The 24,265-nt window shown below is 30.0% G+C and carries 26 protein-coding genes; 5 read left to right on the plus strand and 21 right to left on the minus strand.

What is annotated here, in order from left to right; all coding sequences use genetic code 11:
* Positions 1-196 precede the first annotated feature (196 nt).
* From MK851_RS10120 to MK851_RS10180, 13 genes are all read right to left on the minus strand, one after another.
* The gene (locus MK851_RS10120) at positions 197-967 is read right to left on the minus strand and encodes an MBL fold metallo-hydrolase (RefSeq protein WP_303508716.1); all 771 of its coding nucleotides are present in this window, start codon (positions 965-967) and stop codon (positions 197-199) included.
* A gap of 60 nt (positions 968-1,027) precedes the next feature.
* Positions 1,028-1,603, minus strand: a complete 576-nt coding sequence (locus tag MK851_RS10125; RefSeq protein ID WP_320243635.1) for a Crp/Fnr family transcriptional regulator — start codon at positions 1,601-1,603, stop codon at positions 1,028-1,030.
* On the minus strand, positions 1,603-2,553 hold the full coding sequence (locus MK851_RS10130; protein WP_303508723.1) for a hypothetical protein: 951 nt from the start codon (positions 2,551-2,553) through the stop codon (positions 1,603-1,605). Before MK851_RS10130 ends, MK851_RS10125 begins: the two co-directional genes overlap by 1 nt.
* Before the next feature lie 26 nt (positions 2,554-2,579).
* Positions 2,580-3,023 (minus strand): nucleoside 2-deoxyribosyltransferase, encoded by a 444-nt coding sequence (locus MK851_RS10135; protein ID WP_303508726.1) that lies wholly within the window; start codon positions 3,021-3,023, stop codon positions 2,580-2,582.
* 65 nt (positions 3,024-3,088) lie between these two features.
* On the minus strand, positions 3,089-3,463 hold the full coding sequence (locus tag MK851_RS10140; RefSeq protein WP_320243638.1) for a hypothetical protein: 375 nt from the start codon (positions 3,461-3,463) through the stop codon (positions 3,089-3,091).
* A 60-nt stretch (positions 3,464-3,523) separates the two neighbouring features.
* A complete protein-coding gene (locus tag MK851_RS10145; RefSeq protein ID WP_320243640.1) occupies positions 3,524-4,831 on the minus strand; it encodes a short-chain dehydrogenase in 1,308 nt (435 codons plus the stop codon).
* A gap of 200 nt (positions 4,832-5,031) precedes the next feature.
* A complete protein-coding gene (locus tag MK851_RS10150; RefSeq protein ID WP_303508733.1) occupies positions 5,032-5,499 on the minus strand; it encodes a hypothetical protein in 468 nt (155 codons plus the stop codon).
* Between the two features lie 104 nt (positions 5,500-5,603).
* Complete coding sequence (locus MK851_RS10155; protein ID WP_320243642.1) at positions 5,604-5,975, minus strand: hypothetical protein; 372 nt, start codon at positions 5,973-5,975, stop codon at positions 5,604-5,606.
* A gap of 40 nt (positions 5,976-6,015) precedes the next feature.
* Positions 6,016-7,479: a potassium/proton antiporter gene (locus tag MK851_RS10160; RefSeq protein WP_303508739.1), complete on the minus strand. Its 1,464-nt coding sequence runs from the start codon at positions 7,477-7,479 to the stop codon at positions 6,016-6,018.
* A gap of 211 nt (positions 7,480-7,690) precedes the next feature.
* Entirely contained in the window at positions 7,691-8,197 is a 507-nt protein-coding gene (locus tag MK851_RS10165) for a nuclear transport factor 2 family protein (RefSeq protein WP_303508742.1), read from the minus strand.
* 19 nt (positions 8,198-8,216) lie between these two features.
* The gene (locus MK851_RS10170; protein WP_320243646.1) at positions 8,217-10,193 is read right to left on the minus strand and encodes a PspC domain-containing protein; all 1,977 of its coding nucleotides are present in this window, start codon (positions 10,191-10,193) and stop codon (positions 8,217-8,219) included.
* The gene (locus tag MK851_RS10175) at positions 10,186-10,530 is read right to left on the minus strand and encodes a PadR family transcriptional regulator (protein ID WP_303508748.1); all 345 of its coding nucleotides are present in this window, start codon (positions 10,528-10,530) and stop codon (positions 10,186-10,188) included. Before MK851_RS10175 ends, MK851_RS10170 begins: the two co-directional genes overlap by 8 nt.
* A 17-nt stretch (positions 10,531-10,547) precedes the next feature.
* Positions 10,548-10,976, minus strand: coding sequence for a DUF4870 domain-containing protein (locus MK851_RS10180; RefSeq protein WP_320243649.1), 429 nt, complete (start codon positions 10,974-10,976; stop codon positions 10,548-10,550).
* A 133-nt stretch (positions 10,977-11,109) separates the two neighbouring features.
* On the opposite strand from MK851_RS10180, the gene MK851_RS10185 reads away from it, so the two are divergent.
* From MK851_RS10185 to MK851_RS10195, 3 genes are read left to right on the plus strand one after another with little or no spacing between them, the layout of a single operon-like run.
* On the plus strand, positions 11,110-11,586 hold the full coding sequence (locus MK851_RS10185) for a DUF4442 domain-containing protein (protein ID WP_320243651.1): 477 nt from the start codon (positions 11,110-11,112) through the stop codon (positions 11,584-11,586).
* A 6-nt stretch (positions 11,587-11,592) separates the two neighbouring features.
* On the plus strand, positions 11,593-12,450 hold the full coding sequence (gene blaOXA / locus MK851_RS10190; RefSeq protein WP_320243652.1) for a class D beta-lactamase: 858 nt from the start codon (positions 11,593-11,595) through the stop codon (positions 12,448-12,450).
* 34 nt (positions 12,451-12,484) lie between these two features.
* On the plus strand, positions 12,485-13,285 hold the full coding sequence (locus tag MK851_RS10195) for a TIGR00266 family protein (protein WP_320243654.1): 801 nt from the start codon (positions 12,485-12,487) through the stop codon (positions 13,283-13,285).
* A gap of 85 nt (positions 13,286-13,370) precedes the next feature.
* Here MK851_RS10195 and MK851_RS10200 read toward each other — a convergent pair whose 3' ends face one another.
* Complete coding sequence (locus MK851_RS10200) at positions 13,371-14,765, minus strand: TlpA family protein disulfide reductase (RefSeq protein WP_303508758.1); 1,395 nt, start codon at positions 14,763-14,765, stop codon at positions 13,371-13,373.
* A gap of 168 nt (positions 14,766-14,933) precedes the next feature.
* Here MK851_RS10200 and hutH point away from each other — a divergent pair, with 168 nt between their 5' ends.
* A complete protein-coding gene (hutH, locus tag MK851_RS10205) occupies positions 14,934-16,439 on the plus strand; it encodes a histidine ammonia-lyase (RefSeq protein WP_303508761.1) in 1,506 nt (501 codons plus the stop codon).
* A gap of 67 nt (positions 16,440-16,506) precedes the next feature.
* Here the strand turns inward: hutH and MK851_RS10210 are convergent, their stop codons facing one another.
* From MK851_RS10210 to MK851_RS10230, 5 genes are all read right to left on the minus strand, one after another.
* Entirely contained in the window at positions 16,507-16,764 is a 258-nt protein-coding gene (locus tag MK851_RS10210) for a hypothetical protein (RefSeq protein WP_320243657.1), read from the minus strand.
* Between the two features lie 181 nt (positions 16,765-16,945).
* Positions 16,946-17,170: a hypothetical protein gene (locus MK851_RS10215; protein WP_320243659.1), complete on the minus strand. Its 225-nt coding sequence runs from the start codon at positions 17,168-17,170 to the stop codon at positions 16,946-16,948.
* Between the two features lie 148 nt (positions 17,171-17,318).
* Positions 17,319-18,587 carry a chloride channel protein gene (locus MK851_RS10220; RefSeq protein WP_320243661.1) on the minus strand — a complete coding sequence of 423 codons (1,269 nt, stop codon included), beginning with the start codon at positions 18,585-18,587 and terminating at the stop codon, positions 17,319-17,321.
* A 135-nt stretch (positions 18,588-18,722) separates the two neighbouring features.
* Positions 18,723-19,061, minus strand: coding sequence for an isochorismatase family protein (locus MK851_RS10225; RefSeq protein WP_320243789.1), 339 nt, complete (start codon positions 19,059-19,061; stop codon positions 18,723-18,725).
* A 127-nt stretch (positions 19,062-19,188) separates the two neighbouring features.
* Positions 19,189-21,393: an endonuclease MutS2 gene (locus tag MK851_RS10230; protein WP_320243792.1), complete on the minus strand. Its 2,205-nt coding sequence runs from the start codon at positions 21,391-21,393 to the stop codon at positions 19,189-19,191.
* Positions 21,394-21,552: 159 nt separating this feature from the next.
* Between MK851_RS10230 and MK851_RS10235 the strand changes: the two genes are divergently transcribed.
* A complete protein-coding gene (locus MK851_RS10235; RefSeq protein WP_320243663.1) occupies positions 21,553-22,218 on the plus strand; it encodes a uracil-DNA glycosylase in 666 nt (221 codons plus the stop codon).
* Here the strand turns inward: MK851_RS10235 and MK851_RS10240 are convergent.
* Both MK851_RS10240 and MK851_RS10245 read right to left on the minus strand, forming a co-directional pair.
* Positions 22,205-23,221 carry a glycosyltransferase family protein gene (locus MK851_RS10240; protein WP_320243665.1) on the minus strand — a complete coding sequence of 339 codons (1,017 nt, stop codon included), beginning with the start codon at positions 23,219-23,221 and terminating at the stop codon, positions 22,205-22,207. The genes MK851_RS10235 and MK851_RS10240 overlap by 14 nt on opposite strands.
* Before the next feature lie 95 nt (positions 23,222-23,316).
* Positions 23,317-24,189 (minus strand): UDP-2,3-diacylglucosamine diphosphatase, encoded by an 873-nt coding sequence (locus MK851_RS10245; RefSeq protein WP_320243667.1) that lies wholly within the window; start codon positions 24,187-24,189, stop codon positions 23,317-23,319.
* Between the last annotated feature and the right edge of the window lie 76 nt (positions 24,190-24,265).

Below are 24,265 nucleotides of genomic sequence, written 5' to 3' on the forward strand. Positions count from 1 at the left end.
CAATACATCAATAAATTTGTTTTTGATAGAAATATTAACAGTATTAAAATTAGCATTATTTAAAATGCACAACGGGTTGGACATAAATATTAGTACATCCAAACCTACTATTTTTTTACCAAGTTCAAAGTTCTATAATTAATTTGGGAGAAGTTCAAAACTAAAGAAAGAGAAAACCACAGGTAGATAAGTATTTTTAATTGATAAAAACAGTTTCACCATCTTCAGGAGTAGAAGTCTTATCAAGTAAGTTATGTTGTTTTAGTATAATTTTAAGCTTTTTTCGGGTTAATGGGCAATGGTTTATAGCTTCCATATGATTAGCAATGACTAAGCCTGAAGAATTTTTTATAAATTGAAGAATATCTTCTACGCTCATAATAAGTTGTTTGAAAACATCAAACTGAGCAGCCCCGCAAGCTAAAACATTAACATCTGGTTTATAATTAGTCAATACATTATGCACAGCATCAGTATAAATAGTATCAGAGCTTAGGTAAATAGTTTTTTTATTGGGTAACTTTATGTAAAAACCAAGTACATTTCCCATAAGTTTAGCTACAAAGCCATAACCATGTTTAGCAGGTATTCCTTCAATTTCACCTCCTAAAAAGGGTTGTTTTTCCCAATATTTTAGACTTTGCACAATGTTTAATCCTCTCTTTTTAAAAGCTTTTTCATCTTTTACACTACAGGTAACAGGAATGTTATTTTTTATTAGAAATTGTACGCCTGCATTATCTATATGGTCAGGATGTTGATGGGTTATTAAGCAATGGGTTACTTTTTTAAGAAGTATATGTGTTTCTATAGGAAGAGGAACAGTTGGATTCTTTCTGGCTTTATGTCTGAATAGTGTAAAAGAAGGCATAATTCCTTGGTTACCTAACATAGGATCTACAAGAATAACCTCTTTTTCAGTTTCAATAATTATAGTAGCGTTTCTTATTTGATGTATGTGTAACATTGTATAACATTTTAGTTATGCAAATGTCTTTTATATACTATTTGTTTTCATTGATTCAAATCAAGAAATCCGTTTTTTAATTCTACTTAACGTTTCTGGAGTTATATTTAAGTATGAAGCTAAGTGATATTGAGGTATGTTTTGTATCCATTCAGGTTTGTAAATGAATAACTCGTTGTATAATTCTTCAGGTGATTTTGTTATGCGATTAAATTCTAATTTTTCTTTTTGTTTTAATAGTTTTTGAAAAGAGGCATCAACAAAGGTTTTACCACATTGATACTTTTCTAACAAATTAAAAAAAGGTTGTCTTTCAATACTTAAAATTTCTACAGAAGTTAAGGTCTCTTGATTTTTCTTGGTAGTAGTATTTTGACTAAAAGTTAGTAAATCGGATATAAACTGAGGTTTTATGTAAAAGTTAATATTGACTTCCTTGTCTTCATTTGCGTAATACTCTCTTACAATTCCATTATTTAAAAAACGTAACTTTTTTTCTTTGGAGTTTTCTTGAAGTAAAATAGTTCCTTTAGAATGTTTTTCTACTTTAAATAGACTAAATAGTTCATCAAGTCCGTGTTGATTTAAAGGAAACTCAGTTTCGAAGAATTTGGAAATTTCTGAAAATTGTTTCATTAATCTTGTTTTTCGGTTCCAAATACCAATGGCTTAGAATCTTTATCTAACAAAAATAAAGAAAGGTTTATAAATGAAAATGCGATACTAATAACTGAGAAAAAAGTTAATGACATGTTTATATAGTTTAAGTTGTCAACTTTAAAAATTATCATAATGACAGAAGTAAGACCTATAACATAAGCTATTAAACAAATGAGGTACTTGAGAAAAGAGAAAGTTGTGTTTTTTAATCTCATGTAAACCAGTTTTAAATACCATATAAAAAGTATACATATTACAATTAAGAGAGGTAAAAAACTACCGTAACTTAAAGTAGCTATACTTTTGTTAGTGTTGAATAGTAGAGTAGTTATGATAAGACCGAAAAATGTTGCTATAAACCATATACCTAATTGTTTAATAAATTGATTAATAGTTAAACTTCCTTTCTTATAGACATCTTTTATATAAGATTTAGTTCCTTTAAGAATAGAAAGGAATAGTATTGAGCCTATTCCTATAACAACATAAAAAAGCATACTTGAAATATGAAAAATCTTTATTTGATTATCAATTTCGAATCCCAATAAATTAGAAAATATACCTGTGCTAGTAGTTGTTTTAAAAAAGAGAGCATCAAAAAAAAGAAATATGAATATTCCTACCACTACACCTATCCATAATTTAGATTGTAAATCTTTTACTCGTTTAATAGCTAAAATTACAGCACTGTAAAATAAAATAAAACTTATAGGTAAATTAGGTATAGTAAATGGTTTTATAACTTGATGTGTAGCTAGCAAGTGTACACTTTTTGAGCTTATAATTGACATTATACTAGCATTTATAGTAAAATCACTAATGAAACTAAAAGCAAAAAAGAATAGAACTATTATCCCAAATAAAAATTCTTCTTTATTAATAGTTTCTCTAGGGTCAAAGAGTAGTTTTATTATTTTGTAATTCATAGCTATTGTATTAGAGTGTTATTTTATTAATTTTTGTTTAAATTAATAAGGTAATCTATTGTTTCTTGTTTTGAAGTGAAAATTTTATCAAAAGAACCTTCTATCATAGCATTTAATTTAGAATCGATAAAGGAAGCTCTCATATCAGTATGAAGGCCGATTATATGTTTTTTATTACTGTATGCAATACCAAGCTCAAAGCAAGCACCCTCATCTGGAACTCGACCATCTAGAACAAATAAAAAAATATCACAATTTAATATTTGTTTTATATCTAGATTAAATATAGCTTTATTTCTCTCGGTTTGAGTCATACCATCGAAAGGAGGCTTGTCTAATTCAGCACCGTCTCGTTGAGGTAAAAAAACTGTAAAACCAATATTTTCTATTTTAGATGTAAGGTTTTGATTAAAAGCTCTTTCAGCTTCATTAAAAAGAGGTCCAGCAAAATATACTTTATTTTTTAGCATAAATTAATAGTTAGTTTTTGTAAGGATAGGTTAAATATGTATTGAGGCATTTCGTTTTGTTATATCTAATTTATTCTCTCAGTTAATTCTAAGTAATTATCTTTTCCGAATGATATATAATACAAAGGGTATAGAATAATAACTCCAGCAAGAATCAGAAAAATAAGACTTTTTGAAAACATAAATAAAGCAACAAGTAACATCATAACTGTTCTTATAATTCCCTCATATTTAAAACTGTTAAGAGTTAAGGTTACGGTTTTGTCATCAGTAACATTTATGTTGATTTTTTGACTACCACACCAAGACGCTTTGGCATAAATTTCATATTTGCCATTTTCTAAATCATATTCTTTGTCTTCTCTTTTTATTAGACCTAGTTCTTTTTCGTTAGCATAAATTTTAGCTCCAACTGTGCTCTCAATTTTAATTTTTCCCATTTTAATTTTTAAGTGTTTTAATATATTATGTGTTTCTTTTTTAAAGAACTATAACCAATATTACTTAGCTAGTTCTTTTGTTTTGTTCCAGAGACTTTTCCCTTTGTTTTTTAAGTCCTCTGTACTAGCATACTTTTTTAAGTTATCAATAAAACTTTTCAGATTGTCAATGGTTTTAAATATTTCATCTGTATGGGGAACGTTTTGTTTCTTCATGACTTTTCCCCAATCTACTTTAGATAAAATTGCATACATGTATTTTGTAGCGATTTTACTTAAAAAGAATTTATCATAAAAACCATTTAAGACCTTATCTGATTCTCTGTTCTTAACATATTCAATAGATTCATCTATTCTTTTTTTATCTTCTGAAGAAAGAAAGTCACTTGTTTTAAGTTTGGTTAAAGAAGCAATAGCCTTTTCGTTTTCTTCGTTTTTTAAATATAAATAGGTTTCTATCGACCAGGTGATTTCATTATTTAAACCAATTTTATTAGCGTCTTTTAAAAATGCTTCAAAATCTTCAAGTGCGCGTTTTTCATCAATTTCTCTTTCCATCATTAGTCGATCGAAACCTCTAAATAAGTGATTTAATGAATGAAGCCCTAAATGAGTACTTTCATTATCAAGATTTCCCCATTGAAAGAAAGCTCTGGTATAGGGTAAATCCACACTTTTATTATTATTTAACCAATTAATGTTTCTTGAAATTTCATCTTCGGATAAGTAATAGAGCCCTTTTTCAAAAAAAAGGAAACCTCTAAAGTATTGTAGTAATGTTTTAATTTCAGAGTTAGGAAGTAATTCTGGGTTTGTTTTTGTGCATTCGTAAAGTGATACTTCCTTACCTAAGTCTTTACTTAATATTACAATTGCACTTAGAGTAGCGTGTTCTATATTTTGAACATATTCTTTTTTCTTTCCTTTATAGTATTCTCTTTTTTTACTTATAGAATCTCCGTAAATTAGATTAAAAGAATCTACTAATGTTGGAAAAATATCCTCATCAGTTTTCATAATGAAGTCTTCCATTTTTTTATAATCACGGTATATTAAAATGTAATCTAAGAGTGATAAATTTTCTGGGTTTTCAATATTATATTTTACAACTTTATTAAAAATCCTATCAAGATCTTTTTTAAAAGACTGAAATTCTGTAGAAATAGTATCTTTTTCTGCTGAAGATCTGATTAGAATTTTACCAAATTTATACGTTGCTATTTTATAAGAATCTAAGTTTTCTTTTAATTCAATTTTGTCTTTTTCAAGTAGTTCTTCATCTGTTTTATTTTTAGTTGAGCAACTAATAGTCAGTAAAAATAGTACAGGGAGTAGGTGTTTAAAGTTTATTATGTGAACTGTTTTCATAGTGGTTTTGGATAATAGAAAGAACGAATAAACTTTAGGCTGATTGTTCTATTCCTTTTTGTATTTAAATAGCAGTTAATTTATAACTATAATTTTTGTCGAAAATATTCATAAAAAAGGTATATGGCAAGCATAAAAAGAGTTTAATTAAAACCTAAGCCTTAAAGAATTTAAGGCTTAGGTAGTTTGTTAGTAATTTACTATTCTTTTAAATTACTGTTAATTAAGAGAGACCATTTATTGGCAATTAATAATTCATTACTTATTAGAAGGTCTGTTTCTTCATTATAAATTGTAATACTAATATTATCTTTTTTACTAGCATTAATGAAGTTAAGTTGTATTAAAGAGAGTGTTCTATCATTTATACTTCTTGTTTTTTTTACAACTGTACATTCTTCAATAGTTTGTAAATCAATAATTTTACTATATGTGTTTTCTTGAGATTGTTTGTAAAAGAAAAGAGTTTTTTTTGTTTTATCAATCCCCAAAACAAAATCGTTACAAAATTCATGCTCTTGTATGGTACAATTATACTCTTGCGAAAGAGTATGTAGTGCTTGGAGTTTTTTATTCCTTTTTGTTAATTGTTTCTTGCGTACGAGTATAAAGGGAGCTACACACATAACTAATAGCGTAGCACCAACAATTGTGGTTCCTAAGTCCATTTTATTTTTAAATTAATTGTATTAAGTTTTACTCTTTAATTTATAAAGAGTATTATTTTTTAATGATGAGTTTGATTAATTCACTGTAAAAACTAAATGAAGCTTCACCAGTGATAATGAAAAGGAAAAATTAAATCGGACTTTCTGTGATTTATTAATATACTTCTTGATAGTAAAGTATATTGAAGGTATTTTCTGTTGAAAAATAATTCAATAGATTTTAAAGTTATACCAAATCCAGAAAATGAGTTTTTTGCATTTGTTGTGGGAAGGTTGTTAAAGTAGTTTGAAAGGTTTTCTGATTCGGAAGTACGGTATAAAGCTTTGGGAGAAAGTTTTTGAATGTATTTTTCATGAGAAGAATTATCGCTTCCAAAAACTTTAGAAAAAGATTGATTTTTTTGGATATAACTAATAGCATAAAAATACACTATTGTTACAAATAGTACGTTTAAAAACCTTAACAACTTATTCATGCCACAAAGGTAATTTAATATTTAAAATAAAACTGATTTACTATTGGTTTTTAAGGCTACTATTAACTTCTTTAAAAATAGTAATTTTATCAGCAAGGACAATTAAAATGTCAGAAGCATTTATTGTAGTAGAGCCATTGGGAGTAATATAACTTCCTTCTCTTTTTATCATGGCAATTATTGCATTTTTAGGGAAATTCAATTCTACAATTTTTTTACCTACAGCAGCACACGATTTAGTAATTACAATTTCTTCCATTAAAGCTTTTGGGTTTTCTTCTAAGAGCATATCAGTAGCACTCAATTTCTTTGTTTCTTCTGGTAAGGCAACATTTAACCATTTAGCAACAATACTTAATGTAGTACCTTGTATTAATATGGAAGTAACAGAAATAAAAAAAACAATATTAAAAATAATATTAGCTTTATCTATACCAGCTAAAAGAGGATAGGTAGCAAATACTATAGGAACTGCTCCACGTAAACCAACCCATGAAATATAAAAGCGTCTTCTTAATTTCATTTTAAAAAAAAGCAAACTAATAAAAACACCTACGGGACGAGCAATAAAAATTAAGAATAAAGAGATTATAAGTCCAATACCTAAGTAAGGAATTATTTCTGAAGGAAAAACAAGCAGGCCTAATGTTAGGAAGAGTACAATTTGCATTAACCAAGCTAAACCATCAAACATTTTTAAGATGGTTTTTTTATGTATTAAGTTTTGATTTCCTAAATAAACAGCACATATATAAATGGCAAGGAACCCGTTGCCGCCTATAAAATCACTAAATGAGAAGGTAATAAACATAAGCGCAATTACTAAAACAGGATATAATCCTTCAAAATCAAGCTTAATACTATTAATTATAGTTTTACTTAACATTCCAAATAAAAAACCTGTAATAGCTCCAAAAATCATTTGTTGTAAGAATAAAGGAATAATTGAAGTAATACTTTGATCTTGGTTGGTAACTAATGTTAAAAAAGCAATAGTTAATACATATGCCATAGGGTCGTTACTACCACTTTCTAATTCTAAGGTAGGACGCAAATTTTCTCTTAATGCTAAGTTTTTAGAACGTAAAATAGAGAATACTGCAGCTGCATCGGTAGAAGAAACAATGGCGCCTAGTAGCAAGCTTTCATAAATTGTAAAATTGGTAACATTCCAAACAAATAGCCCTAAGGAAACTGCCGTAAGTAATACACCTAAAGTAGAGAGTACTAAACCTTCTTTAAGAATTGGTTTTACTGCTTTCCAATTGGTGTCTAATCCCCCTGAAAATAAAATAAAATTTAAAGAAACAATTCCTATAAATTGAGCAGCTTTTGGATCGTTAAAAATAATACCTCCAATACCATCAGAGCCAGCTAGCATTCCAATACTTAAGAATAACAATAAGGTAGGAACCCCAAATTTATATGATGTTTTTCCGACAATAATACTTATTAAAAGTAATAAAGATCCTATTAATAAAATGTTCTCAATGGTTAAACTCATACAAGGAAAATTTTAAGCAAAGATATAGGTTTTAGTATTTTAATTATTGACTTTTTCATACAAAGAAAAAGCCAAAGCAGTACAGCTTTGGCTTAATTAATAAAACCAAGTATTAGTGTCATCGGAGTTAGCTAAACCAATGAACTAATGTTTTTAATATTGTTACGATAATTAAAATAAGATGTATCTCTTATTTTTTGGTCTCAACAAATTAATGTAGGCTAATTACTTTTGTCATTAACCATTGAGCGTTTTCTTTTTTCCAAATAGCTATAAACTTACTAGGAGTAGACTTAGCATTAGGTTCTCTATTATTAAAAAACGTATGATATCCAATTTCTACAGCTCCATAATTATTTATAGGATACACTTCAATGCTCCCTTTTATTAAGGTACGAGTAACCTTGCCACAAATATTTTTTTTAGTAGCAGCAATAATTTCACTTTTAGAAGTAGATAAACCTCCTTTATCATGAAAAAACTCAATATCATCACTTAAAATATTAGATTGCACTTTCATATCACATGTATTATAAGCATTGAAAAAAATGCTATCCATTTTTACAATTTGATTGTGTAAGTCAATATCAACAGGCTTGTAATTTGGAATTTTTTGTACTTGTCCGTTCATTACCCAAGAAAGCAATAGTGTATATAGTAGGGTAACTATTTTTATAAAAAAGTTACCCTTAAAGAAGAAATCAAATAAATCGTTCATAGTTTTTCAGTTTATGTATTTACCAAATTTTAAAAGCTAAGCTTTTATCTTCTTCGTTATACTTTCTCGTAAATCCGTGTTTACTGTTATTGATTATTACTCCTTTATAGGCACTGTTACCATTAAATCCGTCGTTACAGTCTACAGTTAAAGAATAGGTTTTAATTTTTCCATCAGGATAAAAATCAGAACCAGAAAAATCGATGTCAATATTTTTACGTTTTTTAAACCAGTCAGCAAGTTTTTCTAATTCTTTTTTAGTAGTTTCTTTAGTAATAATTAATTCAGCTTTTACATTATTTATAGTACTATCAAATAAAAAACTTACATCATCGTCGTTACTAGAGTCCCAATTATCAGAATCATTATTATTGATATCTTCATCATCACAATCCATACATTCAAAACCTTTAGAGGTCATTTTAAAATGATGATTAGCCATATCACGATCGTATACATTTTGAACGTTTTTTACATCATCTAAAAAGTTACGAGACGAACCTTCAAAATATATAGTTGTTCCTTCAGGAATGTATAAAACAGCATCAATTTCTTCATCTTTCCACATGTTTTTGTATTCGCTAATAAAAAAGGCATCAAAAACAATAGTATTGTTAGCCGTTTTAAAATTGTACTGAATCGCTTCAGCATTATTATTAGCATCGTTACGTTTTCTTCCTTCTGAAGTTTTTTTGATTTCTATATATGCACTGCCTGTTTCACTCTTACGAACATCTATATTTATATCGTTAGAGTATTTCATTTCTTTATCATTTACATGAACAGATATTGAATTATCACGATTTCGTAAACTGTGTTGGTAATAAATATTGTCATCATTTACTATTCTTAGTTTTAGTGGCTCTTCTTTATCGTAAGTAATGCTGTGTTTTGAAATATGTGCACCATCATAAGCATGAGTGGTAAAATATTCAATACCAGAGAACCCAATAGCTAATAAGGAAATTAGCCAAAGCCCAAATAATGTTAAAACTGTAGCAATACCGAGTCTTTTAACATTAGGAGATAAAATTCGTAATCCTAAAATAAATAAGACAACAAAAGGAATTCCTATTAAAAAGAAAACAAATGTCATTAACAACCATTTAGGCATTGCCGAATCGTAGAAGAAAGGAGGGTAGTGAATCATATCTCCATCAAAATTTAAGATTTCTAAGCTTCCTACCGAAAATAAGCCTAACAATAATGAGATGATGGTAATACCAGCGATAAATATTAATAATACGCCCATGAATTTACCAAACACTTTAAATATGGCTAATAAAATTTTACCGATAGTGTCTATGAAATCCTGAAAACCAGATTTAGTTTGGTTACGTAGTTTTTGATAATCAGCATTGGAAATTTTATCCGATAAATCATGGGCGCCTTCCTTTACTTTTGAAGAAAGGTTTTCAAATTCGTTACGAATTTTTTTTTCAATATTATCAATATTTACAGCTTCACCTTCCATCTGTAATTTTTCTGAGGTAGTTTTAGCTTCAGGCAAAATAACCCATAAGATGATATATCCTATAATTCCGAAACCAAACCCTGCTAATGTTAAAATAAGGAAAGCTAAACGAATCCAAACAACATCAATATTAAAATAATGTCCTAGTCCAGAACAAACTCCTCCTAAAAACTTGTCATCACCATCTCTAAACATTTTTTTGCTAGAGGTGTTTCTGTTGTAGTTGTAAGAGGTATTCTCGTTATACCCTTCTTCAGCCTCTGCATAATCCTCTGGTTGTCCCATGATAGCAATAATTTCTTCAATATCGTTTTCATTTACTACTTGACGAGCATCGGTAATTCTTTCAGATAATAATTCGCTAATACGAGCTTCTATATCTGCTATGATTTCATTTTTTCCTTGCGGGTCATCACTTAACGAACGAGCGATGGCGTCTAAGTATCGTTTTAATTTCTGATAGGCAGTTTCATCTATATGGAAGAAAAATCCGCCTAGGTTTATATTTATTGTCTTATTCATCTTTAGTTGATTTTGTACTTGTTACTTGGTTTACTGCGTTTACTAAATTATACCATGTTTTATTTAATTCTTTTAAAAACATTCCGCCGTTTTCTGTGAGTACGTAATATTTTCTTGGTGGTCCAGAGGTTGATTCTTCCCATCTGTAACTTAATAATCCTGCATTTTTTAAGCGGGTAAGTAACGGATATATGGTTCCTTCAACCACAATCATTTCTGCACTTTTAAGGCTAGAGAGTATTTCAGAGGTATAAGCATCTCCTTTTTGTAGAATAGATAAGATGCAATATTCTAAAACGCCCTTACGCATTTGTGCTTTTGTATTTTCTATCTTCATGTAATGCGGTTTATGGGTTATTTTATAAATTTTATTGTAAGTGGATATTTATACATTTCACCTTTATTAGCTTTCATAGCTGCTATAATTATCAGCGCTACTTTAATAAGAGCAACTATACTTACTATTGAAGCAAATCCAAAAAAGCCAAACAATCCTCCATGTCCATGATGTCCACCAAAATCGATATCTACACCATTAAATCCGTTAAAAAGACTTCCGAAGAAAAAAGGAATAAAGGAAAGACCTAGTATAAAAATGTATAGACTATAACTAATGTTAAAGTTAACAGCTTCTTTACCATGCTCATCTAAAAAATGACTTCTTTCCTTTAAAGTTTGCCATAATATAAGCGGGGTAAGTATACTACCTAAAGGAAATAAATATCCTGCAAAAGCAGCAATATGTATTAAAAAGGCATTGGTGTTTTGGTTATTATGTTGCATAGTGAAATGATTTATATAATACTGTACATTGCAAATATATGTCTTTTAAAAGGTATTATGCAATACATAGTACTAAAATTTAACAAGATTTAACATTTACTTCAAACTAAATAATTAAATAAAAAGCTGTACATTGCCTGTAAATACTGAAAAAATGAAGTTTACACCTCGAAAAGTCAATGCCTTTTTATTATTCAAGTTACCCTCAGCTTTTTTTACAGGAGTGCGATTAAAGTCACTTACAAATAATGCAGCAGTGGTTAAAGTTACCTATAGATGGGTAAATCAAAATCCATTTAAATCGATGTTTTGGGCGGTGCAAGGAATGGCGTCGGAGTTATCAACAGGTATTTTGGTAATGAAAGAAATAGATGCGTCAAATAGAAAGATTTCGATGTTAGTAACCAATGTGAATGGAACGTTTACTAAAAAGGCAACGGGTAAAATTCGTTTTGAATGTAATGAAGGAGAGTTAATAAGAGCAACTATTCAAAAAGCAATTGAAACAGGAGAAGGACAAACAATAACTGTTACTTCTGAAGGTTTTAACGAGGAGGGAATTTCAGTTTCGAAATTCGAATACGAATGGAGTTTAAAAGCTAAAAATTAGTTTAAGATGAGGTTTAGTTGGGGTTTTATAATTATTGTATTACTGCTCTCTTGTAAAAATGAAAAAAAGAGTAAAAAAGAGAAGGTAGAAGCAAAGCTTGTAGTTAATAATCAGTTTCAAGAAATTCTTGATAGCACAAAGTTAGAAGGCGCTATACTGGTATATGATTTGAGTAAAGATATTTATTATTCAAATGATTTTGATTGGTGTGAAAAAGGAAACTTACCTGCATCAACATTTAAAATTCCGAATTCTATCATTGCTTTAGAAACAGGTGTAGTTAAAAATGATAGTGTAATTTTTAAATGGAATGGAGAATCTAGATATCTAAAAGTTTGGGAACAAGATTTAACGTTAAAAGAAGCATTTCATCATTCTTGTGTACCCTGTTATCAAGAAGTTGCTAGAAAAATTGGAGTAGATAGAATGAAATCTAATTTAGCAAAGTTAGATTTTGGTTCAATGGATGTAAACGAAACGACTTTAGATATTTTTTGGTTAGAGGGAAAATCGAAGATCAATCAATTTAAACAAATAGACTTTTTAAAACGACTACATAATTCAGAGTTACTTATTAGTGAGCGTACTGATAGTATCATGAAAAATATGATAATAATGTCTAAAAATAACCAGTATGTACTGAGGGGTAAAACAGGTTGGTCAGTAAAAGGTGAAGTAGATAATGGTTGGTTTGTTGGTTATGTTTTGGTTAAAAACAAAGCTTATTTCTTTGCGACAAATGTAGTTCCAAAAAAGAGCTTCGATATAAGCTTTTTTAATAAAGAAAGGAAAGAAGTAACTTTTAAAGCTTTAGATATGCTTAAAATATTAGGAGAGAAAGAATCATTTGTAACAAAACAATAAAAAACTCTTCTTATAAATATAAAAACAGAAAATTATGAATGCACACGAAATAGATTATCGCATTTTTGGAGAAGAAATGCAGTATGTAGAAATAGAATTAGATCCGGAAGAAGGAGTAGTTGCTGAAAGTGGTAGCTTTATGATGATGGATGCCGATGTAAAAATGAATACGATTTTTGGAGACGGTTCAAACCAAGAAAAAGGATTGTTAGGAAAGATTTTTTCAGCAGGAAAACGAATATTAACAGGAGAAAGCTTGTTTATGACTGTATTTACAAACGATGGTCAAGGAAAAAAACAAGTATCTTTTGCATCACCATATCCTGGGAAAATAATCCCGATTGATTTAACTGAGTTTGGTGGGAAGTTTATTTGTCAAAAAGATGCTTTTTTATGTGCAGCTAAAGGTGTGTCTATCGGGATAGAGTTTTCAAAACGTTTAGGTAGAGGATTGTTTGGAGGTGAAGGATTTATTATGCAAAAAATGGAAGGAGATGGTATTGGTTTTGTACATGCAGGTGGTACCATGGCAAAAAAGGTCTTACAGCCAGGGGAAATTTTAAAGGTAGATACAGGATGTATCGTAGGTTTTACACAAGGTGTTGATTATGATATTGAGTTTGTTGGAGGGATAAAAAATACTATTTTTGGAGGAGAAGGATTATTCTTTGCAAAGCTTAGAGGTCCAGGAACTGTATATATTCAATCATTACCATTTAGCAGATTAGCAGGTAGAGTGTTAGCAATGGCGCCTCAAACAGGCAAAGGAGATAGAGGAGAAGGAAGTGTTTTAGGTGGTTTAGGAGATATTTTAGATGGAGATAATAGGTTTTAATTATAACCTATAAAGTAGTATTGAATATAAAAAGCAGCTAAATTAAATTTTAGCTGCTTTTTTAGTTTGTGTTAGTTTTTTAAGTTTAAATACCTAACTCTTCAAACATATTGATTAAACGCTCTCCTTGTGATGGAGCAGGAGCATTAGGACTTACAATATTGCCTTCAGGATCTATTAAAATAAATCTTGGTAATCCTTTAATTAAGAAGTTTTGTGCCCACTCTAATTTTAAGTGACTATCACCTGCCATTAACTGTATACCAGTCATCTCTCTGTCTTGAATGGTTTCTTTCCATTTGTCGTCATTACCCTTCGCGTCAACATTAATACTTACAAACTCAATGTTTTTACCATGGTATTCTTGCTCTAATCGCTTTAACAAAGGAATTTCTCTTTTACAATACGCACACCAAGTAGCCCAAACATCAATATATAAGTACTTCCCATGGCCTAATAAATCATCAAAAGAAGTTGTTCCGCCATTATAGTTTACATAGTTTGTAAATTTAGGTGCAGGTTGCCCTTTAGCAGTAGTTTTTAAAAGATCGTAGTCTTTAGTAATTTCTTTTTTATGTGTTTCATTTGTAGAATATGCCATAAATTTTCTGTAAAACTCTTTTAAGTCACTGGTGTATGTTATACTGCTTTCAGCACTATTATATAATAAATCATTTTTAGCAATTGTATCGGTAACTTCAGTTTGTACAGTTTCTAAATAAGTCAAGTATAAATCTTCACCTTCTTTGTTTTTTTCTTTAGCTATGTTGTTTAACTCAGTTTCTAACATTACTCTATAGAAGTATGAAGTAGTATAGTCGCCACCACTATAGTTAAAGTTTTCTAGTGGGTCAGGAAAATTTTCAGAAACAGTGAAATCTTTATTTCCTGTTAACGTTCTGTGATAATCTTGATAATTATATAAGTTTCTTAAACATTCATAGTCAATGTTTTTTACTTCTTTTTTTAAGAAATCAGCAGGTAATTGTTTAGAGATAGAAGCTTCGGTTACAGCATCTTTATATTCATTAGTTTTTGCTAAAAACTCTTCTTCTTCTAAAGCAAAATATTGATTAGCACTAACAAGTATTTCAGGCCAAGTTTTTTGTTTTTCATGAAGGTAACTATTTATTCTTTTGTTAGTACCTTCAAAATTAATAAAGTCAGGGTTATCGTAATCAAAGACAATACCTGTATCATCAGTTTTTGTTAAATATAAATTGATAGTTTTAATAGGTTTAGTATTATAAACTAACGTGTAATACCCATTTCTATTAATTTTAAGAGTATCGATAAAAGAACCAGTTTTTTTATCAAACTTTATTTTCTTTTCAAACTGAAAGCCATTTAAAGTAACATTTCTTTTTTTGAAGTTGTCAATCTTTCCAGTCAAAACTAAGTAGTCTTTAACAGGTTTCTCTTCCTTTTTACATGAAATTATGGTAACTCCTAAGAGGACTAAAAGTACTAGTTTTTTCATTGTTTAATGTTTAGTGAAAATATGGTGTTTAAGGCGCCGAAGTTACTTTTTTTAACTTTTTTATCAAAGAAATTAACATTTTATTTAAACTAAGCTTTATTTTTTACAAAAAATCACCTTGGAGTTTTATCTTTTTTTTGGTTCTTTGTACACCTTAAAAATATTAAAATGGATACTACACATATAATAAATTCACAACCAGTAGGTTTAGAAGATATTCATGGTATTTTATTACTAGATAAAAAACTTTCTTTATCAGAAGAATCAACTGAAAAGATATTAAAATGCCGCGCCTATCTTGACAAAAAAATGAAAATTCATAGTGATCCAATTTATGGAATCAATACAGGGTTTGGTTCATTGTGTAATGTTAAGATTAGTGGAGATAATTTGCAACAACTTCAAGAAAACTTAGTAATGAGCCATGCTTGTGGAACAGGTGATGAAGTGCCACAAGAAATTGTAAAGTTAATGTTGTTGTTAAAAATACAATCGTTAAGCTATGGTCATTCTGGAGTACAGTTGGCTACAGTTGAGCGTTTAATAGAGTTTTACAATAACGATATTTTTCCAGTTGTATATACACAAGGTTCGTTGGGGGCATCTGGTGATTTAGCACCGTTAGCGCACCTTTCATTACCATTAATTGGTTTAGGAGAAGTGTATGTTTCTGGTGAACGAGTTTCTGGAGAAAGTTTATTAGAAAAATTTGGATGGGAGAAAATAAACTTACAATCTAAAGAAGGTTTAGCACTGTTAAACGGAACTCAATTTATGAGTGCTTATGGTGTTCATAATTTATTAAAAGCGTATAAACTTTCATACTTAGCTGATGTTATTGGTTCGATTTCTTTAGAAGCTTTTGACGGACGAATTGAACCTTTTAATGAGTTGATTCATTTAGTGCGTCCACATAACGGACAGTTAGCTACAGCTAAACGTATTAAAGAAGTATTAGAAGGAAGTGAATTAATCAAGCAACCAAAAGAACACGTACAAGATCCTTATTCTTTTAGATGTATGCCACAAGTTCATGGTGCAACAAAAGATACACTAGAGTTTGTAAAGAAAACATTCATAACAGAAATAAATTCAGTAACAGATAACCCAAATGTTTTTGTTGATGAAGATATTATTGTTTCAGGAGGAAATTTCCACGGGCAGCCACTTGCTTTAGCATTAGATTATTTAGCGATTGCAATTGCCGAATTAGGAAATATTTCTGAAAGAAGAACCTACCAGTTAGTTTCTGGTTTAAGAGGATTACCTGACTTTTTGGTGTCTAATCCAGGATTAAATAGCGGATTTATGATTCCACAGTATACAGCAGCAAGTATTGTAAGTGCAAACAAGCAACTTTGTACACCATCTAGTGTAGATTCTATTGTGTCAAGTAACGGACAAGAAGACCACGTAAGTATGGGAGCTAACGGGGCTGTTAAAGCTAAAAAGGTAATAGATAATGTATGTTCTGTATTAGCTATTGAATTGATGAATGCTTCTCAAGGACTTTCTTTTAGAAAAAATAACACTTCTGAATTTTTAACTTCTTTTGTAAGTATGTTTAGACAAGATGTACCTATAGTAAATGATGACAGAGTATTGCATAACGACATTAAAAAAGCAGAAAACTTTATTAATAACTTAACTATTGAAGTTGAGGAATTGTTTTAAGCAATTATAAAAAATAGTATAAGAAAAGCTCAAACTGTAAATTTTTACAATTTGAGCTTTTTGTTTGTTAACTTCCAAAACTAGAATATAAGAAGAACGCAATTGAAGCATTTCTATACGTGTCATTTTTAACAGGTGATATTTTCATTCCTGTACTTTCATTTCCTCTCATTAACTCGCCATTTTCAGACCATTCGATAAAAGTTCCTGAACCATTGTCCATTTTTCCGTTTTCGTCAATTTTAATTAGAGTTTTACCTTCTGAATCTTGAAGTATATTATCTACTCCTATTGTTGTGATTACAGTTCCGTTTTTATCTGTCACAGTTCCATCTTTTGCAATAGATAAAGTTATTATTAATAAAGCTTGTAGTAAAAAAACTTTTAATCAGAGAAGTAGACTCTTTAGATAAGCCTCCCTTTTTAAGTTCTTTCTTGATAAAATTTTGGTTTGTACTATAATCTCTTCCTGAAGTTACAAAGCTAAAAATAATTCCCATAAGAGGTTAATAATCAGTATCAAATTGCTCATGTATTACCATTTCTGTTAGTATTTGTAGCTCAATCTCAGCAAGGTTTACATTACTTAGGTGAATATGTCCTGCAATAAGGGATTTCATATTATCTGATTTATTTTTGTAATTGTCTTTTAAATAAATCCAATCTTTTTTATCGAGTTTTTTAATAATATCTTCATCGATAGCTTGATGAGCGTGTTCAACCCAATCCATAGAATCTGTTCCTTCTTTTTCATATTTCTCTAACTCAGAGAAAAGTTTTTTATGTTTGGAGTCATGTTTTTATTTTAAAATTGATGTCAACTTGTTTATTAAGGTTTATTATCTGTGAAAATATACAAGGTTTTTAATAATATGTTTTTTACTCTTTATTCATTTGAGAACCTATAAAAGGTATTCTTGGGGCTAAAAAATATCCTGTTAAACTTGCAAATAGTATAGGGATGAAATGACCAAACCCTGTTAAAGTAGCAAGTAGAATTGTTGTACTCATTGGTGTTCGAGTTACGCAAGCGTTTATTGCTGCCATACAGCTAACTATTGCTAAAGTCAAATTTATTGATGGAAATAGTTGATGGATGATTATACCTAATGTTGCTCCTACGAAAAAAAGAGGAATAATAAATCCACCTCTCCAACCCGATGTAACGGTTATTGAAATAGCAACTATCTTAAATATTAAAATTGCAAACAATAAACTCAGGGAGAAATTTCCCAAAAGTAACTCGTTAATCTCGTGGTGTCCAAAGTATCTTGTTATTGGAAGATAAAAGGCTATAATACCAAGTATAATTCCTCCAATCAGTGTTTTGATATAAATGGGTATTGGCTTTTTTTCAAAAATAGATTTGAAAAATTTAGTACAAAAAATAAAAACCCAGCCAAAAGTAGCACCGATAATAGCAAATAAAACAGCATAGCCAAAATCAAACATTCCTGAATATTCATAAGCAGATAAGTCCCAAACAGGGCCAAGTCCTAAATGAATTATTAAAGCAAAAACTAAATAACTAAAACAACTAGAAACAAATGCCGGAATAATTGCTTTGTAATATTCAACTGCGTGTTTGTGGTGAAGTATTTCTAATGAAAAGAGACTACCTCCCAAAGGAGCGCCAAATAAAGCTGTAAACCCTGAAGCCATACCTGCAATACTTAATGACCGTAATTCTTCTCCTTTTAGACGGAATAATTTGCCTATCCAAGTTCCTGTTGATCCTGTCACTTGAACCAATGGTGCTTCGGGTCCAAGACTTCCTCCTGATGCAACACATAACAAAGAAGAGAGAACCATTGATGGATTATTCTTAGGGTTAAGTTTTCCTTTATTAAACCTAATATTGTTTACTATTAAATGTATTTCTCCAGGGTCACCAATAAAGTGAATTATCAAACCTGCTAAAAGTCCACAAATACCCATCAGAGGAATCACTTTCCAACCATTAAAAACAGCTAAATAGTGTGATAAAAATTCAAGTCCAATCCAATAAACTCCAGCTATTATCCCCCCTAACAGCCCAAGTAGAGCCCATAATAGAAAAATTCGACTAAAGACAAAAGGATTGAACCGAATAGGTTGATCTAAAACGTTTAAATACGTTATTAGTTTTCTTTTTTGTTTTAATTTCACTTTATTTTTTTATGTTAAACGATGTGCTGTCTCGAGGACAGTACTAAACTTTGGAAATATACATCACAAGTTGAATATTTCAGAAATAGGTAAGAAGGAATAATTACTTACAGCTATTCTAAATTATATAGTTTTTTACTCGTTTAGAAACTGTTCAGTAGTTAAAACCGTCGAATAATAATAATTTAAAGCTCCTAAAAATGCTTTTTGAACTTCTTTTGCTTTAACCATTTCGGTATTGATTTCAAGGTCTTTTGTAGCACAGGCATCACTTATTACAATACATTCAAATCCGAAATCTTTTGCAGCTCTTATTGTCGCATCTATGCACATATGTGTCATCATTCCACTTATTACCAATTTTTCTATTCCTATAACCTTTAAATATTCCAAAAGTTCAGTTTCTCTAAAGCTATTGGGATAGTTCTTTGTGATTATTTTCTCATTTTTTGTTTTTTTGTCACTAAATAGAATGAATTCTTATGATCGTTAGTCACAGTTTTAAAGTTACAAACTTTTTAGGAAGGTATAGATGTTAGAATTTTTGAGTTAATTAGGATATCTCGTGAAGCCTTTCGTAACTGTATTTACAACTAAAAGGCTACTTTTTTGCACGTTCAACCAATTCTAACTGTTCAATTTTAGCTTCAGTGGTGAACATCCCGTAATTAATAAACGCTTTTTTCTTTTCTACTTTATCAATAGTACCTACGGCATTTCCATCAACTAAACGAACACGATCTCCTATTTTAAAAATATAAGCAGCTTTTTCTTTGGCAATTTTTTCGGCTTCTTTTTCTTTTTCTTCCCGAACCTTCACAACTTTTTGTAGCACTTCTTTTTCTACCTTTTTAATAGCTTCTTGCTGCTTCTGTGTTGCTGCTTTTTCTTGTTTTTTTTCTATTTTAGTTTTCTTTTGTGGCGGATTCTTTTTTAAATGTTTTGTTTTTTCAGCGGTTACCCATTTAAAAAAGTTAGTTGACAATTCTTTTTTATTGTTGGTTTGAAAGTATTTGTTCAATAACTCATTAATCTTTCTACCTAACGAAAGCATACGTTGATTGTTATCATATAATTCTTGAAAACCTTCTAGTTTTTCACGTATTTTAAGCTCTTTTTCCTGTAGGTTTTCAATATGTTCTTGTCCTTTTGATTTTTGTTTGTTTAAACTTTCAGAAGTTTTTTGCAAACGATTTCGCTCTTTTTGAAGTTTAGAAATCGTTTTATCTAAACGAATCTTTTCTGTTTCTACACGTTTTTTAGCACGGTTGATTAAACTGTACGGAATTCCATTTTTCTGTGCTACCTCAAAGGTGAAAGAACTTCCTGCTTGTCCAACATATAATTTATACAATGGTTCTAAAGTTCGTTCATCGAATTGCATGTTAGCATTAGCAACATTATCTAATTCATCTGCCAATACTTTTAAATTAGCATAGTGCGTAGTAATAATACCGAAGGCTTTTTTCTCATAAAATTCTTCTAAGAAAATTTCAGCTAAAGCTCCACCTAATTCAGGGTCAGACCCTGTACCAAATTCATCAATTAAAAACAAGGTGTTTTCGTTACATTTTCTAAGAAAAAAGCGCATGTTTTTTAGACGGTAACTGTACGTGCTTAATTGGTTTTCAATAGATTGGTTGTCTCCAATATCTGTTAAAATGGTGCTGAAAAGTGTGGTTTCGCTACGTTCATGTACCGGGATTAACAAACCGCTTTGTAGCATAGCTTGTAGTAAGCCAATAGTTTTTAAAGTGATGCTTTTTCCTCCTGCATTGGGACCTGAAATAACAATAATTTGTTGTTGTTCACTTAATTGAATAGTTTGCGGTATCGTTTCAATGTTCTTAGCTTTATTTTTTTGCCATAAAATAGGGTGGAAAGCATTTTTGAAAAACACCTTTTTCTCTTTGGTAATTTTTGGGAGTAATCCGTTAATCGTCTTAGCATATTTTGCTTTCGCACCAACCATATCTAAATGCGCTAAAAATGAAACGTATTCAGTTAATAGTGGTGTAAAAGGCCTAATTTCACCGGCTAAAGTTCTTAATATGCGTACTACTTCTTGTTTTTCTTCATATAACAAATTTTGTAATTCTCTACTATACGAAAGTGTTGCTTGTGGAGCGATATAAACAATATTTCCTGATTTTGATGAACCTAATAGACTCCCTTTTATTTTACGTCGGTGCATAGCCAAAACCGCTAATACACGCTGGTTGTCAACAACAGTTTCTTTAATATCATCTAAATATCCGCTAGCTATATTTTTACTTAAGGCACGTGAAAAACTTTCAGAAATTTTGCCTCTTACTGAGCCAATTTCCTTTCGTATTTGTTTTAAGGTAGGAGAAGCATTGTCGGCAACTTCACCGAATGGAGTAATAACTTTCTTAATACTATCTACAATAACGGTAGTAAACTCAACTTCATCACTCAGAGCAAACAGTGTAGGGTAGTAGGTTTGAAATTTTTTTAAAAACTTCTTTTGTTCATTTACAGTTTCTGAAACTGAAGCAACTTTTAAGAAACCATCTGTTTCTAAAAAACTATTTTCAATAGCAAGTCGTTTAATTTCTTCAGAAACATCTTCAAAATAATGATTCGGAATTCTGTTTTCATTTTCAAATGAAGCCAAATATTCATTAACCATATTCAGTTCAAAAAACAATTTTTTTTTGTTTGAAATAGGTTGAACTAGCATTGTTTTCTCTTTTCCTAAACTAGAAATACAATGCGTTGCAACTTGTTCTAAAACCGTTGTAAATTCTAAATCTTGAAGTGTTTTTTCTGTAATACTCACTATCAAATTTCTATTTTTGTTCTTAATTGTCACATCGAGTTAATTTGTGAGGAACAAACAAATTTGTATCGAGATGTAAAGAGTTCTCGATACATTTTTCTTCCTTTGTCAGAAAATCACTCGAACTGACATATTTTTTGAGAACCACAAAAATAACAAACAATGCAAGTAAAAATTAATGATAGTTGGAAAAATATTTTACAACCAGAATTTGAGAAACCATATTTTGAGAGTCTTACCAATTTTGTTAAAAATGAATACACAAAACATACATGTTTTCCAAAAGGTTCAGATATTTTCGCAGCGTTTGATTTTTGCTCATTAGACGATTTAAAGGTGGTGATTTTAGGTCAAGATCCATATCATGGGGTAGGGCAGGCGAACGGACTGTGCTTCTCGGTACATGATGGTATTGCGCATCCACCATCGCTGATCAATATTTTTAAAGAAATAGAAAAAGATGTAAACATTCCATATCCTAAAAGTGGTGATTTATCGCGTTGGGCAAAACAAGGGGTGTTATTGTTAAATGCTACTTTAACGGTTAGAGCAGGGGAGGCAGGAAGCCACCAAAAACAAGGATGGGAGCAGTTCACCGATGCTGTGATTCAGAAAATATCTGAAGAAAAAAAAGATGTAGTATTTTTACTTTGGGGTGGTTTTGCAAAGAAAAAAGCAAAACTGATTGATAAAAATAAGCATCACATTTTAACCTCAGGGCATCCATCACCATTGAGCGCCAATCGTGGGTATTGGTTTGATAACAAACATTTTTCTAAAACCAACGATTTTTTACAAAGTATAGGTGCAACAACTATTCAATGGTAATTTTAGGAAGTATGGTTTTGTTGTAATATGGTAAAATAATTGCATCTAACATATCTTCAGTAACATCAGGATAATGAACTTTAATAATTTTGTTAGTGTTAATCCACTTTTCAATTTTAGGAAGTTGTTTTTTGCTTAGTTTTTTTACGACTGTAACTCCCATTTCTTTTAATGTGACAGCATTGCACTGCTGTTCATATTGATTTTTCATAGGAATAACTAATAATTTTTTACGTAAATACAAGGCTTCAGTAGGTGTTGCAAAACCAGCACCACAAACTACTCCTTTAGCTGAAGCCATGCTACGGATAAAAACATCGTCGTTAATTGGTAGGATAGTAATATTATGGAAGAATTGATGTTCTTTTGTTTTTTTAGAAAAGACTTGCCATTTTATGTCTTTTATGCTTGAAAGTACTTTGATTATTTTTTCATCACTATAAGAGGGTAGATATACAGTATAGTGTCCTTTGTTTGTAATGTTTCTATAACGAATTTCTTTACGAATTATGGGTAAGAAAGTTGAAGATGAATGAGTTTTAAAATGAAAACCGAATTTGTTTTTTGCAGGGGCATAGTATTTAATAATCAAACGTTCTAACCTAAACCTTTTAAAAGCAGAGTTTTTCTCGTTTAACAAAGCATTTTGATTACTCAAAGAAATAATAGAGACATTTCTAAATAAACATGCCCAAGCTGAGATAGGCTCAAAATCGTTGATAACTAAATCGTACTCTTTTACGGGAAGTGTTTTAATTTCTTTGTAAACTTTCTTTAGGTTTAAGTCTTTTAAGGTGTTAATTAGATCAATTCCTCCCTTTTTACCAAAAACGAATCCCAATCCATGTAATTGATATTTTATGTCGAAAGGGAGCTCTATTTCGTATTGTGAGCCACTAACCAATATATCAACATCACCACGCCTCTGTAAATGTGGAATAATTTCTAAGGCTCTACTAGCATGTCCGTTTCCTGTTCCTTGAAAGGCATATAATATTTTCATCTTTTTAACTTTTTTATAATTGATTGTTTTCAGAAAATTACCTATTTAGTAGGTACTGACCATTTCCTAACATAATGCCCATTACGGCTTCATGATTATTGGGTTTTAATGTTAAACTCTTTAAGTAGTTCTGAAAAAAGTTCGCTATTATTGTGTTCAGAACTAATTAGTTCTAAATCTTTTATAGGGTAGTCTAAATGAATATTTTTAGCGATCTCATCTTTTTCATATTCGTATAAAGACCAATTGTTGTTTTTATATTCTAATGCAGTTAAATTCTCAATCCAATCGCCAGAATTTAAGTAAGTAGTACTTCCTTTTTCAGTTTTGATAGTTCTTATTTCTGGTTGATGAATATGTCCGCACACTACATAATCGTACCCTTCATCAATAGCAATATCGGTAGCAGTGGTTTCAAAATTGTTAATAAATTTAATAGCGCTTTTTACACTATTTTTAATTTTTTTAGAGAAAGATAATCTGCCATAACCCATTTTATGACTTATCCAGTTTACAACGGTATTAATTAGGATTAAAAAATCATATCCCATGCCGCCTAACTTAGCAAGCCATTTGGAATGTTGCATGGTTACGTCAAAAACATCTCCGTGAAAAAACCATCCTTTTTTACCATCAATATCTAACACCACTTTGTTTACGATTTCAAAGCTTCCTAAACGAAACCCTTTAAATCTTCGTAATATTTCATCATGATTTCCTGTGATGTAATACACTTTTGTTCCAGAGGTAATAAAATTCATCAGTTGTTTGATGACTTTCATGTGAGGCTTAGGAAAATATCGTTTGTTAAATTGCCAAATGTCAATAATATCACCATTTAAAATTAAAATCTTAGGATTGATGGTTTTTAGATAATTGTTGAGCTCAGTAGCTCTACAACCGAAAGTGCCTAAGTGTACATCTGATATTACAGCAATATCTAATTTACGTCTTTTGTGTTTTTTCATTCTAAGTGTACTTCGATGTTTATCAAAGTTACTTTTCGAATGTTTTTAAAAAGTGAAGTAATTATAAAGTGTTAGT

Origin of the sequence: Tenacibaculum sp. 1B UA (assembly GCF_033978845.1) — a bacterium.
Taxonomy (GTDB): Bacteria; Bacteroidota; Bacteroidia; order Flavobacteriales; family Flavobacteriaceae; genus Polaribacter.